Source organism: Brevundimonas sp. (genome assembly GCF_004210735.1).
In the GTDB taxonomy this organism is placed as follows: domain Bacteria; phylum Pseudomonadota; class Alphaproteobacteria; order Caulobacterales; family Caulobacteraceae; genus Brevundimonas.
The window spans coordinates 1-15,441 of sequence record NZ_SDZL01000036.1 but is presented as its reverse complement, the minus strand read 5'-3'; the positions used below and the strand labels follow the sequence as shown (position 1 = coordinate 15,441).

Annotated in this window: 14 protein-coding genes; 10 read left to right on the top strand and 4 right to left on the bottom strand. The window is 70.3% G+C overall.

The features are described 5' to 3' along the window. Positions 1–93: 93 nt before the first annotated feature. From EON91_RS09495 to EON91_RS09455, 9 genes are all read left to right on the top strand, one after another. Positions 94–1,647: a Do family serine endopeptidase gene (locus EON91_RS09495; protein ID WP_292093913.1), complete on the top strand. Its 1,554-nt coding sequence runs from the start codon at positions 94–96 to the stop codon at positions 1,645–1,647. Between the two features lie 84 nt (positions 1,648–1,731). Then, on the top strand, positions 1,732–2,403 hold the full coding sequence (locus EON91_RS09490; RefSeq protein ID WP_292093910.1) for a response regulator transcription factor: 672 nt from the start codon (positions 1,732–1,734) through the stop codon (positions 2,401–2,403). Positions 2,404–2,483: 80 nt separating this feature from the next. Continuing rightward, complete coding sequence (locus tag EON91_RS09485; protein ID WP_292093908.1) at positions 2,484–2,882, top strand: endonuclease domain-containing protein; 399 nt, start codon at positions 2,484–2,486, stop codon at positions 2,880–2,882. 5 nt (positions 2,883–2,887) lie between these two features. Further along, positions 2,888–4,291, top strand: coding sequence for an ATP-binding protein (locus tag EON91_RS09480; RefSeq protein WP_292093948.1), 1,404 nt, complete (start codon positions 2,888–2,890; stop codon positions 4,289–4,291). A gap of 7 nt (positions 4,292–4,298) precedes the next feature. Then, positions 4,299–7,187, top strand: coding sequence for a bifunctional [glutamine synthetase] adenylyltransferase/[glutamine synthetase]-adenylyl-L-tyrosine phosphorylase (locus EON91_RS09475; protein WP_292093905.1), 2,889 nt, complete (start codon positions 4,299–4,301; stop codon positions 7,185–7,187). Between the two features lie 72 nt (positions 7,188–7,259). Next, entirely contained in the window at positions 7,260–7,880 is a 621-nt protein-coding gene (locus EON91_RS09470) for an EF-hand domain-containing protein (protein ID WP_292093902.1), read from the top strand. A 65-nt stretch (positions 7,881–7,945) separates the two neighbouring features. After that, positions 7,946–8,509, top strand: coding sequence for an RNA polymerase sigma factor (locus tag EON91_RS09465; RefSeq protein ID WP_292093947.1), 564 nt, complete (start codon positions 7,946–7,948; stop codon positions 8,507–8,509). Between the two features lie 2 nt (positions 8,510–8,511). Then, positions 8,512–8,931 (top strand): hypothetical protein, encoded by a 420-nt coding sequence (locus EON91_RS09460; RefSeq protein WP_292093899.1) that lies wholly within the window; start codon positions 8,512–8,514, stop codon positions 8,929–8,931. Further along, entirely contained in the window at positions 8,928–9,446 is a 519-nt protein-coding gene (locus EON91_RS09455; RefSeq protein WP_292093897.1) for a periplasmic heavy metal sensor, read from the top strand. The genes EON91_RS09460 and EON91_RS09455 overlap by 4 nt, the downstream gene beginning before the upstream one ends. 30 nt (positions 9,447–9,476) lie before the next feature. Here EON91_RS09455 and EON91_RS09450 read toward each other — a convergent pair whose 3' ends face one another. From EON91_RS09450 to EON91_RS09440, 3 genes are all read right to left on the bottom strand, one after another. Beyond that, positions 9,477–11,336 (bottom strand): ATP-binding protein, encoded by a 1,860-nt coding sequence (locus EON91_RS09450; RefSeq protein ID WP_292093894.1) that lies wholly within the window; start codon positions 11,334–11,336, stop codon positions 9,477–9,479. 95 nt (positions 11,337–11,431) lie between these two features. After that, complete coding sequence (locus EON91_RS09445) at positions 11,432–12,007, bottom strand: hypothetical protein (protein WP_292093892.1); 576 nt, start codon at positions 12,005–12,007, stop codon at positions 11,432–11,434. 78 nt (positions 12,008–12,085) lie between these two features. After that, entirely contained in the window at positions 12,086–12,499 is a 414-nt protein-coding gene (locus tag EON91_RS09440) for a CBS domain-containing protein (protein ID WP_292093889.1), read from the bottom strand. Positions 12,500–12,618: 119 nt separating this feature from the next. On the opposite strand from EON91_RS09440, the gene EON91_RS09435 reads away from it, so the two are divergent. Next, entirely contained in the window at positions 12,619–13,695 is a 1,077-nt protein-coding gene (locus tag EON91_RS09435) for a flavodoxin family protein (protein WP_292093887.1), read from the top strand. A gap of 213 nt (positions 13,696–13,908) precedes the next feature. On the opposite strand, the gene EON91_RS09430 is transcribed toward EON91_RS09435, so the two are convergent. Continuing rightward, a partial coding sequence (locus tag EON91_RS09430) for a VWA domain-containing protein (RefSeq protein WP_292093884.1) occupies positions 13,909–15,441 on the bottom strand: 1,533 nt, incomplete at its 5' end.

The following is a 15,441-nucleotide window of genomic DNA, read 5'->3' as shown; positions in this document are numbered from 1 at the left end:
TCGAAGGGGGCGTTGGCCATGGCGGCCATCTGCCTATATCAAAAGGCGAAACGAGAGCCGCATCGGCTCCGGTGAGAGGATCGCGAAAACCAAATGCTGAAGCGCAAGGAGTTCATTCTGGGCGCGGCGGTCGGTCTGACCTTCGCGGCGGCGGCGACGGCGGGCGGGGTCATCGAATGGCCCGGCGCTCATGCCGAGACGCCGGCCGTTAGCGGTCGCCTGACGCCCTCGGCCGGCGCGGCGGGCGCCGCCTTCGCCCCGCCGCCGGGCGCGCCGCTGTCCTTCGCCGACATCTTCCAGCAGGTGGCGCCGGCGGTGGTTCAGATCGACGTCAAGACGCGGGTCGAGCGCCCGCGCCAGCTGGCCATCCCCGGGCTGCCCTTCGGCTTCCAGCTGCCGCCCGGCATGGGCCCGCAGGGCCAGGACGGTGAAGAGGGCGAAGACAATTCGACCACGGCCCTGGGCGCCGGGTCGGGCTTCTTCATCTCGGCCGACGGCTATATCGTCACCAACAACCACGTCGTCGCGGACGCCACCGAGATCACGGTCAAGCTGTCGGACGAGCGTGAGCTGACCGCTCGCCTGATCGGCCGCGACGAAAGCACCGACCTGGCCGTCATCAAGGTGGACGGCGGAAACTTCCCGTTCGTCAGCTTTGAACAGTCGGCCGAGCCGCGCGTCGGCGACTGGGTCATCGCCGTGGGCAATCCGTTCGGCCTGGGCGGCACCGCCACGGCGGGCATCGTCTCAGCCCGCGGCCGCGACATCGACAGCGCCTATGTCGACTACATCCAGATCGACGCGGCCATCAACCGGGGCAACTCGGGCGGGCCGACGTTCGACGTCTATGGCCGCGTGATCGGGGTCAACACCGTGATCCTGTCGCCGTCGGGCGGTTCGGTCGGCATCGGCTTCGCCATCCCCGCCGATGTGGCCAAGAGCATCACCGACCGCCTGATGAAGGGCGAAAGCATCGAGCGCGGCTATCTGGGGGTCGAGATCACCAGCCTGACCCGCGCCTATCGCGAGAGCATGGGCCTGTCAGCCGACACCAAGGGCGCCTTCATCAACAGCACCACGCCCGGCGGCCCTGCCGACAAGGGCGGCATCCAGGCCGGCGACATCGTCGTCAGCCTGAACGGCGAGGCCATCGACAGTTCGACCGAGCTGACCCGTCTGGTCGGCCGCGCCCGCGCCGGCGAAACCCTGCGGCTGGAAGTGCTGCGCGACGGGCGCCGCCAGACGCTGACCGTCCGCTCGGGCGCGCGTCCTTCGGAGACCGAGCTGAACGCCAGCCGCAACGGCGCCCAGAACGAAGAGGCCACGCCGCCCGCCGCCGGCGCGACCGGTTCCGCCGTCGCGGGACTGAACGTCGCCCCGATCAGCGACGCCTTGCGCCAGCGTTATTCGATCCCGGCTGGCGTCAACGGCCTGGTCGTCACGGGAGCGGAGGCGTCGCAGCGCGGGTCGGGCTTCCGTCCGGGCTTTGTCATCCTGCGGGCGGGCACCAGCCCGGCCACGCGCGTCGCCGACCTTCAGGCGGCGGTGGACGAGGCCAGACTGGCGAACCGCAAGAGCGTCTTCCTGCTGGTCTGGACGCCCCAGGGCAACACGCCGGTGGTTCTGGACCTGCCCCAGGCCGAATAGGCGCAAGTCTGAACATTGCTTAACTGACGGGGTCGCCGCCGATGCGCTATCATCGGCGGCGATTCCAATTCAGGGGCAGGTCTCATGCGTATTCTGGTGGTCGAGGATGACGCGGAGGCCGCGACGGCCATGGTCCGTGGCCTGACCGAGGCGGGGCACGAGGTGGTGCACGCGGTGGATGGGGCCTTCGGCCTGCTGGAGGCCCAGAAGGGCGGCTATGACGTCTATGTCGTGGACCGGATGATGCCGCGCCTGGATGGCGTCGGCATGGTCGAGACGGTGCGCGGCGGCGGCGACCAGACGCCGGTGCTGTTCCTGTCCGCCCTGGGCGAGGTCGAGGACCGGGTCACGGGCCTGAAGGCCGGCGCCGACGACTATCTGGTGAAACCCTACGCCTTCGCCGAACTGATCGCCCGGGTCGAGGCCCTGGCCCGCCGCCGCGAGACCGGCAGCGTCCAGACGGTGCTCAAGGTCGGCGACCTGGAGATGAACCTGATCGCCCGCACCGTCCACCGCGAGGGCAAGGAGATCGACCTGCAACCGCGCGAGTTCCAGCTGCTGGAATTCCTGATGCGCCACGCCGGCCAGTCGGTGACCCGCACCATGCTGCTGGAGAAGGTCTGGGAATACCATTTCGACCCCCAGACCAACGTCATCGACGTCCACATCAGCCGCCTGCGCTCCAAGATCGACAAGGGTTTCGAGCGGGCCATGCTGCAGACCGTGCGCGGCGCGGGGTATCGGCTGGAGGCGTAGGGACGGGGGGCGCAACTTCTCCCTCCCCGTCCCGGGGAGGGTGGTCGCGCAGCGACCGGGTGGGGAGGGCAAGGCGATCCATGGCCATCATCGCCAGAGCACGCGCCATGCGAAAGACGCTTACACCGGCCGAGGCGCGGCTGTGGGTGGCGCTGCGGCCCCTGCGCTCGCAGGGGCTCCATTTTCGGCGGCAACCGCCGGTGAGAGGTTACTACCTCGATTTCGCATGCGCTGATCGTCTGGTGATCGTGGAGGTCGACGGAGACTCGCATCATGACGATGACCGGGCACGCAAGGATCGGGTACGGGACGCCGTGCTGGCCAGAGAAGGGTGGCGGACGCTGCGATATACGAACCTTGCCGTTCGGGATGATTTGGACGCGATCGTAGAAGACGTGCGGATGCATTGCCTTGCCCGCCCCACCCGCTCGGCGCGATGCGCCGACCACCCTCCCCGGGACGGGGAGGGAGAGCTGTAATGCCCATGAAACTCCCCTCTCTTTTCCGCCGCACGCCCTTCCGGCTGACGCTGCTGTTCCTGGCGCTGTTCGTGGCGGCGGCCAGCGCGGTGCTGGCCTATGTCTATCTGGCGTCGGCGTCCGAGGCGCGGGCCAAGGCGCGGGCGGATGTGCGCAGCGAGGTGGCGGTGCTGACCGCCGTCTATCGCGAACGGGGGCGTGACGCGCTTAACCAGGCGCTGGTGGACCGCACCATCAAGGGCGGGCCGTATCTGTATCTGCTGATGGACGAGAAGGGCGAGCCGATCACCGGCAACCTGAACGTCTCGCCGATCGAGAACTATCGCGGCGGCGAGCAGTGGGAGACCTTCCGCTTCACTGACACCGACGCCGACGGGCGGGTGACGCGCACCCAGTCGCTGGGCGTGCAGATGACCCTGTCGGGCGGCGAGCTGCTGTTCGTGGGCGAGGACGTCGGCGACACCGAGAAATACCTGTCGCGTCTGACCCAGGCCCTGTGGGGCGCCATGCTGATGGTGCTGCTGCTGGGCGTCGGCGGCGGGGTGCTGCTGAGCCGCAATGTCGAGCGGGTGATGGGGCGGCTGAACCGCGTGGTCGCGGCGGTCCAGGACGGCGACCTGAAGGCGCGGGTCGAGGTGCGCCGATCGGGCGACGAACTGGACGAACTGGGCCAGGGGCTGAACGCCATGCTGGACCAGATGGAGCGGTCGATGGCCTCGATCCGCCACGCCGGCGACGCCATCGCCCACGACCTGCGCTCGCCCCTGACGCGGATGCGGGCCAAGCTGGAGGTGGCCCTGATCGACGCCGAGGCGGGCAAGATCGACGGGGTCAGCGCGCTGGAGATGGCGCTGCGCGAGGCGGACGATCTGCTGAAGACCTTCAACACCGTGCTGGCCATCGCCCGGTTGCAGGCGGCGCATCGCACGCCCGATCCGGCCGTGTTCGACGCCGCCGAACTGGCCGCCGACATGGCCGAGCTGTACGAGCCCGCCGCCGAGGACAAGGGACTGGATTTCTCAGCCGAGATCGAGACCGGCCTGATGGTCGAGGCCAACCGCCCCTTCCTGGCGCAGGCCCTGGCCAACGTCATCGACAACGCCATCAAATACACCCCGCCGGGCGGGGCGGTGAAGCTGCGGGCGCGGCGGCGGTCGTCGGGCGAGATCGAATTCTCGACCACCGACACTGGCCCCGGCGTGCCCGAGGACGACCGCGAGCGGGTGGTCCAGCGCTTTGTCCGGCTGGACAACAGCCGCACCGAATCCGGTTCGGGCCTGGGCCTGTCGCTGGTCACGGCGGTGCTGGAGGCGCATGGCGGCCGGGTGCAGCTGGACGAGGGGCCGGGCGTCTATGACGGCTTTGGCCCCGGCCTCAGGGTGGCGCTGGTGCTGCCACCCGCGCCATAAGGGACGGATGAGCCCGCTGCTTGAACGCCTGTCGCCCTGTGGCCCGGTCCTCGATGTCGAGGCGGCGGCGCGGGCGCATGAGCGGCTGGGCGAGGCGGCGGATGAGAGCGGATGGCGCGCGACGCTGGACGCCGCCTGGCCGGCCCTGGCGCCGGTGTTCGCGGCCTCGCCCTATTTGACCGGCGCAGCGCGGCGCTGGCCCGACATTCTGAGGGGCGTGCTGGAAAGCGATCCTGACGACCGGCTGGAGACGCTGCTGGCGCGCACGACGGCGCTGGCCGACGGGACGCACGGCGCCGACGACGCCAAACGCCCGCTGCGCCTGCTGAAGGGCGAGCTGCATCTGCTGACGGCCCTGTGCGACCTGGGCGGTGTGTGGCCGCTGGACCGGGTCACCGACGCCATCTCGCGCTTCGCCGACGCCGCCGCCCGCGCCGCTCTGGCCGCCGTCGCCGCTGACCAGCGGGGGCGGGGCAAGCTGACCTCGCCCGCCGACGATCCGCGCGGGCCGGTCCCCGGCCTGTTCATCCTGGCCATGGGCAAGGGCGGGGCGTTCGAGCTGAACTATTCCAGCGACGTCGACCTGTCGGTCTTCTACGAGCCCGAGACGCTGGAGGGGGCGCTGGACGGCGTCGAGGTTCAGGCTTTCGCCACCCGCATGGCCCAGGGTCTGGCGACCCTGCTGTCGGAGCGGACGGCCGAGGGTTATGTCTTCCGGGTAGATCTGCGGCTGCGGCCCGATCCGGCCTCGACCCCGCCCGCCGTCGCAGCCCCGATGGCGCTGGCCTACTATGAATCCGTCGGCCAGAACTGGGAGCGGGCGGCCTTCATCAAGGCCCGCGCCGTGGCCGGCGATCCGGGCGCGGCGGCCGAGTTCCTGCAGGCGCTGGCGCCCTATATCTGGCGGCGCAGTCTCGACTATCCGGCCATCCTCGACATCCAGTCGATCAAGCGCCAGATCCACGTCCACAAGACAGGCGAGGGGCTGGCCGCGGCGGGCGCCAATCTGAAGCTGGGCCGGGGCGGCATCCGCGAGATCGAATTCTTCGCCCAGACCCAGCAGCTGATCCTGGGCGGACGCGATCCGTCGCTGCGCTCGCCCCGCACGCTGGAGGCGCTGGCCGCGCTGAGCGCCGCCGGGCACATCACGCCCGAAACGGCTGAGGCGCTGAGCGACGCCTATGTCCAGCTGCGCGATCTGGAGCATCGGGTGCAGATGCTGGAGGACGAGCAGAGCCACACCCTGCCGCTGGATCCGGCCCGCCGCGCCGCCGTCGCCGTCCTGTCGGGGCAGGGCGATCTGGCCGCCTTCGACGCGGGGGTTCAGGCGCTGCTGGTCGGGGTCAACACCCGCTATGGCGAGCTGTTCGAGGGGGAGGAGGCGCTGTCGTCCCCCTATGGCAGCCTGGTCTTCACCGGGGTCGAGAACGATCCCGAGACGCTGGCGACGCTGGGCCGGATGGGCTTCGCCGAGCCGGCCGCCATCGCTGACATGATCCGCAGCTGGCACCACGGCCGCATCCCCGCCACCCGCACCGCGCGCGGGCGCGAACTGTTCACCCGACTGGCCCCGCGCCTGTTAACCGCTGTGGCCGAGAGCGGGGCGCCGGACGCCGCCTTCCGCCGGTTCGCGGCCTTCTTTTCCGGCCTGAACGCCGGAGTGCAGGTGCAGGCGCTGTTCCTGAACCAGCCGCGCCTGTTCGATCTGGTGGTCGGGGTGATGGCCTTCGCGCCGCGTCTGGCGCGGTTCCTGGGGCGACGTCCGCAGGCGCTGGACAGCATGCTGGACGCCCGTTTTCTGCTGCCGCTGGATCAGGACGACAGCGTGTTCGACGAACTGGCCGCCGGCGTCGCCGCCGAGGATGATTTCGAGGGCGCGATGAACGCGGCCCGACGCATCCACCACGATCAGGTGTTCCGATTCGGCATGCAGATCATCACCGGCCGCACCGGGCCGCGCGTGGCGGGCCGGGCCTATACCAGACTGGCCGATACGGTGATCCAGGCCCTGGCGCCGCACGCCCTGGCCGAGGCGGAACGGCTGGGCGGGGTCATGGAGGGGGCGACCGCCGTGCTGGCGCTGGGCAAGGCGGGCTCGCGCGAGATGACGGCGGGTTCGGATCTGGACCTGATGACCGTCTACGCCGCCGCGCCGGACGCGATGTCGGCGGTGAAGGGGTGGGGGGCCGAGACCTTCTATGCCCGCTTCACCCAGCGCCTGATCTCGGCCCTGTCGGCGCATACGGCCGAGGGCGCGCTGTACGAGGTGGACATGCGGCTGCGACCCTCGGGCGCCAAGGGGCCGGTGTCGGTGCGGCTGGAGAGTTTCGAGGACTATTACGCCCGCGAGGCGGACACCTGGGAGTTCATGGCCCTGACCCGCGCGCGGGTGGTGTGGGCCAGCGATTCCGCGTTCGGCGACCGGGTCGCCGCGACGGTCGAGGCGGCGCTGCGCCGGCCCCGGCCGGATGCCGACCTGCGCCACGACATCCGGGCCATGCGCGATCTGATGATGCGCGAACGGCCGCCGCGCGGGCTGTGGGACCTGAAGCTGTCGCAGGGCGGTCAAGTCGATGCGGAGTTCCTGGGCCAGTACCGGCAACTGACCGCCGCGGCCCAGGGCCGGCCCCTGACCGTCTCGACGCTGGAGGCTTTGGCCGATGATGAGGCGGCGCGCGAGGCGTGGCGGTTCCAGCAGCGGATCAGTCAGGTGCTGGCCTGCGCCTTCGACGAACGGCCCGATCCGGACGCCGAACCCCAGGCCTTCCAGCAGAGCCTTGCGCGCGCCCTGGGCGAGGCCGATTTCGCCGCCCTGAAGGCCCGGTTGCTGGACCACCGCGCGGCCGGTCGCGCCGCGTTCGAGGCGACCCTGCCGCCGGTGCGCGACGGAAACTGACCGCACGGGCGTGAGAAGGTCTGACAGGGGCGGTTCAGGCCGCTCTCAACAGGGCCTTTGGAGTTCATCCACATGAGGAAGACCATTCTGCTCGGGGGCCTGGCGGCCCTCTCGCTGACGGTGGCAGGCGGCGTCGCCGTCGCCCAGCAAACGACCCAGCAACAACCCGCGCCCCGCCACGCGCGGGGTGACGCCGACGGCGACGGCCGCGTCTCGCGCGCCGAGTTCGTTGAATCGCGCGTCGCCCGCCTGACCGCCGCCGACGCCAATCGCGACGGAACCGTCACGGCCGAGGAAATGCGCGCGGCCATGCAGGCGCATCGCGCCGAACGCGTCGCCGCCCGCTTCGATCGTCTGGACGCCGACAAGAACGGCCAGATCAGCCGCGAGGAATTCTCGGCCCGTCCGGACCGCGGTCCGCGCGGCGACGGCGCCCGCATGGAGCGCGGCAGCCGCCATCACGGCGGTCCCGGCATGCACGGCCAGAAGGCCGGACGCGGCGGCGAACGCGGCCCCGTCGTGATCGCCGAGGCGCGCGCCCGGGCCGAGCAGGCGTTCGCCCGCATGGACACGAACAGCGACGGCTATATCGTCGCGGCCGAGCGTCAGGCCGCCATGCAGCAGATGCGCGAGCAGCGTCAGGAGCGCCGCGCGCAACGGCAGGCGTCGCCTTCGACGCCCGCTTCGGAGTAGGGTGATGTCGGGGAAGGCGGTCCTGTGGCCGCCGGCCCTTTCTGTTGATTGGGAAAGAGGCCGGCCTGAGCGTGATCGCCGACCCCGACGAGGAACTGCTGCGCCGCGTGGGTCAGGGCGATCCCGCGGCGATTCAGGCCATGGTCGCGCGCAAGCTGCCGCGCATGCTGGCGTTGGCGCAGCGCATGCTGGGCGACCCGGTCGAGGCCGAGGACGTGGCGCAGGAGGCGATGATCCGCGCCTGGCGTCAGGCCCCGCGCTGGACCCCCGGCAAGGCGCGGTTCGACACCTGGCTGCACCGGGTGGCGCTGAACCTCTGCTACGACCGGCTGCGGCGTCGACGCGAAATCGCGACGGACGCGCCGCCGGACCGGCCGGACGAGGGGCCGGCGCCCGACCGGGGTCTGCTGGCCGCCGATGTGGGCCGGCGGGTCGAGGCGGCGCTGCAACGCCTGCCCGAACGCCAGCGCGAGGCCATCGTCCTGTGTCACTATCAGGAACTGGGAAATATCGAGGCGGCGAGCCTTCTGGAGATCAGTGTCGAGGCGCTGGAAAGCCTGTTGTCGCGCGGACGGCGCGCCCTCAGGCAGGCGCTGGCGGACCTGGCGCCGGGGGCTGAAGGAGCATGAGCATGAATCGCGACAGGTTGATCGAACTGGCCGACGCTTACGGCGCCGACCTGCGCCACTGGCCCGAGGGTGAGCGCGCCGCCGCGCGCGCCCTGCTGGATGCCGATCCGGCGGCGCGCGACGTGCTGGCGCAGGCGGCGGCGCTGGACGATCTGCTGGCCGCCGCGCCGCGTCCCGTGGTCACGGCCGCGCTGCGGGATCGGGTCATCGCTTCGGCGGCCAAGGCGGGATTGCGCCCCCGCGCGCGCTTCCATATCGGACGGCTGCTGTGGTGGTCGGGCGCCGGCTGGGCGGCGGCGGCCTGTGCGGGGGTGGTGTTCGGGGTCGGGCTGACGACGCACGTCACCGCCGACGCCCAGGTGGAGGCGGTGCTGTACCAAGCCTCGCTGGCCGGGGTGGATGACGTAGAGGTGCTGGGATGAGTTCCAAAGGACTGAAGATCGCCCTGGCGATGTCGGTGGCGCTGAATCTGTTCGCGGCGGCCGCCCTGGTGACCGTCACGGTCGGCCGCGACCGGGTCGAGCAGCGGGTCGAGGCCCAGCGCAAACCGGGACGCGAAGGCTCGTTCAAGGCGGTGCTGAGCGGGTTGGACGCCGATGTGCGCGATCAGGTGCGGGCGCGCCTGCGCGAGTCCGCCCTGGCGGCCCGTCCGGACTTCGACGCCGCCCGCGCGGCCCGTCGCCAGGCCATCGATCTGGCCGGACAGCCGACCTTCGATCCGGCGGCGGTGAAGGCCCTGCTGGAGCAGTCGCGCGCCGCCGAACTGCGCGGTCGCGCGCGTCTGGAAGACAACGCCGTCGCCGTGCTGAGCGATCTGGAAGCCGACGACCGCAAGGCGCTGTCGGTCATCCTGGCCCGCCACGGCCCGCGCGGCCCGCGCACCCGCGACCGCGACGACGCACCCCCCGAAGCCCGCCGCGAAACACCCGCGAGCTGATCGTTTCTTTTCGCAGGGATGAAGTAAGCGTCAGGCGGCCCGGGCCTGTTGCAGTGCCTGCGTCGTCCCGACATCGGCGCGCCGGGCCGGCAGGTCGAAGCTGACGACCGTGCCACGTCCCGGCTCGCTCTCGATGGCCAGACGGCCGCCGTGCATTTCGATCAGCGCCTTGGTCAGGGCCAGGCCCAGGCCGGTGCCCTGGGTGGTCTTGGAGTGCTGGCCCTCGACCTGTTCGAACGGTTGGGCCAGGCGAGCCAGGTCCTCGGCCGCGATGCCGATGCCGGTGTCGGCCACGGCGACGGACACCCGGTCGTCACCCTTGCGGGTCAGGGCCACCACGATGGCGCCGCCCTGGGGCGTAAATTTCACGGCGTTTGAGATCAGGTTCAGCAGCACCTGTTTCAGGCCGCGTTGGTCGGCCTGGATCACTGGCAGGTCGCCCGCCTCGACCGTCAGGGTCAGGCCCGCCTCCTCGGCCTTGCCGCGCATCAGACGCACGGCGTCGTCGCCGATTTCTTTCAGCGAGACGGGTTCGAGGTGCAGCGTCATCTTGCCGGCCTCGATCTTGGCCATGTCCAGGATATCGTTGATCAGGCTGAGCAGGTGCTGGCCCGAGTTGTGGATGTCGTGGGCATAGCCCTTGTACCGCGCGTCGCCCAGCGGACCGAACATCTCGGCGGCCATGATCTCGGAGAAGCCGTTGATCGCGTTCAGCGGGGTGCGCAGCTCGTGGCTCATGTTCGCCAGGAACTCGGACTTGGCCTGGTTGGCGGCCTCGGCGCGGGTCATGGCGACCTCGTATTTGCGGGCCAGCAGCGCCAGCTTCTCCTGGCTGGACTCCAGCTGGTCGACCATGGTCCGCAGGTCGTCGGCGGCGCGGCGACGCTCGGCCTCCTGATGTTTGACCACGGTGATGTCGGCGGCGCTGACCACGGTGCCGCCGTCCGAGGTGAAGCGTTCGGTCAGTTGCAGCCAGCGGCCGTCGTGCAGTTCCAGTTCGCGTGTCCCGGCGCGGTTCGAGGGCGACGGATGGTCGGCCTTGATCGCCAGCGCGGCGATACGGTTCAGCTCTTCCTTCCAGGCCCCGCGCCGGACCACGCCGGGGTCAAAGCCGAAGGTGTCGGCGAACGCCTGGTTCGACAGGATCAACCTGCCCTGTTTGTCGAACAGGACGAAGGCGTCGGTCACGCTCTCGATGCCGTCTCGCAGACGTCCCTCGGCGGCCTGCGCCTGGGCCTTGGCGCGGCGCGCCTCGGTGATGTCCAGGGCCACGCCCAGGATGCTGGTGAAACCCTTTTCCCCGCGTGTGCCCCGCGCCTGGCCGCGCGCGTCGATCCAGCGGGGGCGCTGGCCGTCGATCACGACCGGGAAGGTCACCTCAAAGGCGCCGAAGGCCGTGGCCTGGGCCAGGGCGTGCTCGACCGCCTCGCGATAGCGCGGGTGGATGCGGGCCATCACCGCCTGGGTGGATACGACGCCGCCGCGCTCGAAGCCGAACAGCACGGCCATATAGTCGGACAGATTGACCTCTTCGTCGCGCAGGTCCCATTCCCAGACGCCGCAGCGCGCGCCCTCGACCGCGACGCGGAAGCGCCGCTCGGTGTCGGCCCACAGCCGGCTGTCGCGCGCCTGACGCATCTGCTGCATCAGCAGGCCGATCAATACCAGGACGCCCAGTCCCAGCGGTGCGATCAGCAACCAGGCGTCATCGACATGAGCGCCCAGGGTGGTCCGCGCCGAGGGGGACAGTCCGCGCCCGACCAGAAAGACATAGGCCGCCAGACCCAGCGCCGTGGCCAGCACCAGGATGCGCGCCCATGCGGGCGGCCCACGACGCTGATCGGCGGCGCGGCGTCCCGGTCCACTGGTGCGGCGTTCGGCCCCTGCCACAGGCGGCCTCCCCGGAGATTCGACGAGACCGGGAATCTAGGCTGCGTCGGGGAGTCCTGTCGAGCGGCGCTGAACGGCGATCAGGAAGGGTCTGTTCAGGCCGCCGTCGCGGCGCCGGCGCGGGGGGCGGATTCAGGCGCGGGGGCCAGGATGTCGGTAACGCTCTTCAACGTCTCGCGCGCCTCGCGGGCCAGGGCCAGCATTTCGGGCGGGGCGTCGTCTGGGCTTTCGGCGACCGAGGTCATCAGCCGCTCGGCCAGGCGCAGCAGGCTGGGCGAGGCGGCGATCAGCCGGGCCTGGAATTCGATGCGTTCGGGGTCGCGGTCGTATTCGGCGCCGGGCACGCGCCAGCCGCCCCAGTCGGCCTTGTCCGTCACCACCACCGGATAGGTGCCGGGATAGGGATGGTGCACGCAGTCGCCGGGCTCCTGCCACTTGTTGCGGGCGCGCATCAGCCGCCAGCGGCCCAAGTCCTCGCCCGCGCCGGGATCCTCGACCGACAGCTGCAGTTCGTGGGCCAGGAATTCGCGGCCCAGGCCGACGTCATAGGTGACGCGCACGGGTTCATCGAAGCCCTTGGCCCAGACGGGCTGGACCTGTTCGATATGGGCCCAGGCGCCAACGCACTCGACCCAGACCTTCTGACCCTTCTGGAATTGCGCGCGCGCCATCCGACCCTCCGATACAACGGGTCAAGATGACGCGCGGGACGTGAACGGCGGGTTTCGTCCTAGGGTTAACCGCGCGGCTCAGTTCGAGCGCGAGATGTCCTCCAGCGCCTCGCCGGCGTATTTCTCCTTCACCCGGGTGGACAGGTCGCCCAGCGAGACGACGCCGACCAAGCGGTCGTTCTTGTCGATCACCGGCAGGCGACGGATCTGGCGCGTGCTCATGGCGTCCAGAACGGTCTTCAGTTCGTCGTCGTCGCGCGCGGTGAAGGGATCGCGGGTGATGTATTCGACCACCGGGGCGGTGGCGACGGCGCCGCCGGCCAGGGCGCGGACGGTCAGGTCGCGGTCCGTCACCGTGCCGATCAACCGCTCGCCGTCGGCCACGGGCATGAAGCCGAAATCGCCGTCGGCCATGCGGGTCGCCACCTCGCGGATGGTGTCGCCGGGGCGCGCCACCTGGACGTCGCGGCTCATTACGTCACGAACTTTCATGGGAGGTCTCCTGATGGAAAGGGTCGCCCACAGAACCCGCCGCCGCGGCGCCGGTTCCGGAACGGCGCCGTTCGGGGTCGCGTTAAGCCGCCAGCCCCTGCCGGGCCGGAGGATCATCGATGGACACGCCCGAGCCCCGCAAGGGCATGCCCAGTCCCGAGTTGGACCGCGAGGCGTTCACGGCCCGGTTTCTGAGCCGCTTCAACGACCCGGCCTTCGACCCCATGCGCGACGCGCTGGACAAGGTCGCGGCCGTCGCGTGGGACGGCTATATCGAGGGGCGAAAGAGCCCGGTGACGCAAAAGGCGGGGGCCGGCTATGCCGATCCCGATTACGACTTGGCCGTCGACTGGATCAACGCGCGCGCCGCGCTGGACGCCGCCAAGGCGCGACACGACGACGCCTCGGGTCCGCTGCGGGCGCTGCTGATCAACGGCTCGTCGCGGTCAGAGCACACCTGCCCCGGCGAGATGTCCAAGAGCTGGCGCCTGACCATAATCGCCGAGAACGCGCTGAAGGCGCAGGGGATCGAGACGACGGTGCTGGACCTGTCGCGCCTGGCCAGCGAGTTCGGCCGCGATATCCATCCGTGCAAGGCCTGTTTCTCGACCGCCGCCGCCCTGTGCCACTGGCCGTGCAGTTGCTACCCCAACTATTCGCTGGGCCAGGTCCACGACTGGATGAACGACATCTATCCGATGTGGGTCGAGGCGCACGGGATCTTCGTCGTCACGCCGGTCAACTGGTACCAGGTGTCGTCCCCGATGAAGCTGATGATGGACCGGATGGTCTGCGCCGACGGCGGCAATCCCGACCCAACCCTGACCCACGGCAAGGACGCGAAGAAGGCCAAGGAGGTCGAGCTGGCGGGCTGGGACTATCCCCGCCATCTGGAGGGGCGCATCTTTTCCGTCGTCGTGCACGGCGACGTCGAGGGGGCCGAGAACGTCCGCCGCTCGGTCGCCGACTGGCTGCGGTTCATGAAGCTGACGCCGGCCGGGCCGGACGCCGAGCTGGATCGCTACATCGGCTACTGGGAACCCTACGCCACCAGCCACGACGCGCTGGACAAGGACACCAACATCCAGGCCGAAGTGCGGATCGCGGCCGAGGAGCTGGCCCGCGCGCTGAAGGCCCGGCGCGAGGGGCGGCTGGTCACGACCTATGAGGGGCTGGAGAGCCCGCGGCAGAAGTAAGGAAAAAGGAAGAACGCGCCTTCTCCCTCCCCGTCCCGGGGAGGGTGGTCGACGCGAAGCGGAGACCGGGTGGGGAGGGCAAGGCGATGCTGGGCGCGCGATCCTCCCCTGCGTATGAGGTGGACGCTGCGGCTGATTTGCCTTGCCGCCCCCACCCGGCTTCGGCCTGACGGCCTCAGCCACCCTCCCCGGGACGGGGAGGGAGAAGTCGCGTTAGGGCTCGCTTCGTTCCGGCAGTTCGCTGGCGGCGCGGACCAGCTGCACGAACTCGGCCCGCTCGCCATACGGATCGTCCCCGCGCGCGCCTTGCGCTTGAGCCAACACCTGGTCCCAGCCGTAGTCGGCGGCCATCCACGGGTCGCCGCGCAGCTTCTGGCCAAAAGCGGCGACGGCCAGGGCCCAGCGGGTCGCCTCGGGCGGCTGGGCCGAGACGGGGCCAGCGGCGCGGTTGGCGACGGCCTGCTGGATCAGGCGCGACTGGCCTTCGCCCGGCAGTTTGTAGCGCACCTGGACAAAGCCCAACTCGCCCGAGGCGTCGCCGCCCGCCGGGCGCCGGTTGGCGTCATAGCGGCGATCCGCGATCTGGACCGGGCCGCCGACGGGGGTGATCTCATAGACGGCGGTGACCGACGCGCCCGAGCCGACCTCGCCCGCGTCGATGCGGTCGTTGGCGAAATCCTCTTCGTTCAGCAGGCGGGTCTCATAGCCGATCAGCCGCCATTCGGCGACGCGGGCGGGGTTGAACTCGACCTGGATCTTCACGTCGTCGGCGATGGGGAAGGCCCCCCGGTCGAACATCGGGCCGAACAGGCGGCGCGCCTCGTTCAGGTCATCGACATAGGCGGCGGTGCCGTTGCCGGCCTGGGCGATGGCCTGCATCCGGGCGTCCTGATAGTTGCCGCGTCCAAAGCCATAGACCGACAGATAGACGCCGGTGCCGCGCTTGTCGGCGACATAGTCTTCCAGCCGTTTGTCGTCGGTGACGCCGACGTTGAAGTCGCCGTCGGTGAACATCAGGATGCGGTTGACCCGGTCGCGGGCGAAATGGACCTGGGCCTGGTCATAGGCATTGGTCATCCCCGTCGCGCCCGCCGTCCCGCCACTGGCGTACAGGCTGGCCACGGCGCAGCGCAGCTTCAGCTTCTGGTCGCCCGGCGTCGGGGCCAGGGTCGTGCCCGCCCCCTCGGCGTAATAGGTCACCGCCACCGTGTCCTGCGGCCGCAGCCGGTCGATGATCAGGTTCATGGACTTCTGCGCCAGCGCCAGCTTGTCCGGGCTGTTCATCGAGCCGGAGACGTCGACCAGGAAGGTCAGGTTCAGCGGCCGCCGCTCGGCCCCGGCCAGCTCATAACCCTGCAGGCCGACATGGACGATCTGGCGCCCTAGGGCCCAGGGCGCGGCGGCTACAGTGGTGCTGACGGCGAACGGCTCGGCCGCCGAGGCCGGGCGGGCGTAGCCATAGTCGAAATAGTTGATCAGCTCCTCGACCCGCACGGCATCGCGCGGCGGGGCGCGACCTTCGTCGATGAATCGGCGGACGTTGGAATAGCTGGCCGTGTCCACGTCGATCGAGAAGGTCGAGACCGGCTGTTCGGCCGTGCGCTTCACCGGATTGGGCGTGGCGTCCGGATAGCGTTCGGTGTCGGCGGGCGGGCGCGGCATGACGGGGCCGGGCTGAATGGGGCCGGGGCGGCCGATCGGCGGACCTGCATATTCAATGCGGTCCTCACGCTTGGTCGCCTGGAT

Coding starts and splice junctions, on each gene's coding strand:
- EON91_RS09495 (WP_292093913.1), top strand. CDS start 94: ATGCTGAAGCGCAAGGAGTTCATTCTGGGCGCGGCGGTCGGTCTGACC.
- EON91_RS09490 (WP_292093910.1), top strand. CDS start 1,732: ATGCGTATTCTGGTGGTCGAGGATGACGCGGAGGCCGCGACGGCCATG.
- EON91_RS09485 (WP_292093908.1), top strand. CDS start 2,484: ATGGCCATCATCGCCAGAGCACGCGCCATGCGAAAGACGCTTACACCG.
- EON91_RS09480 (WP_292093948.1), top strand. CDS start 2,888: ATGAAACTCCCCTCTCTTTTCCGCCGCACGCCCTTCCGGCTGACGCTG.
- EON91_RS09475 (WP_292093905.1), top strand. CDS start 4,299: ATGAGCCCGCTGCTTGAACGCCTGTCGCCCTGTGGCCCGGTCCTCGAT.
- EON91_RS09470 (WP_292093902.1), top strand. CDS start 7,260: ATGAGGAAGACCATTCTGCTCGGGGGCCTGGCGGCCCTCTCGCTGACG.
- EON91_RS09460 (WP_292093899.1), top strand. CDS start 8,512: ATGAATCGCGACAGGTTGATCGAACTGGCCGACGCTTACGGCGCCGAC.
- EON91_RS09455 (WP_292093897.1), top strand. CDS start 8,928: ATGAGTTCCAAAGGACTGAAGATCGCCCTGGCGATGTCGGTGGCGCTG.
- EON91_RS09445 (WP_292093892.1), bottom strand. CDS start 12,007: ATGGCGCGCGCGCAATTCCAGAAGGGTCAGAAGGTCTGGGTCGAGTGC.
- EON91_RS09440 (WP_292093889.1), bottom strand. CDS start 12,499: ATGAAAGTTCGTGACGTAATGAGCCGCGACGTCCAGGTGGCGCGCCCC.
- EON91_RS09435 (WP_292093887.1), top strand. CDS start 12,619: ATGGACACGCCCGAGCCCCGCAAGGGCATGCCCAGTCCCGAGTTGGAC.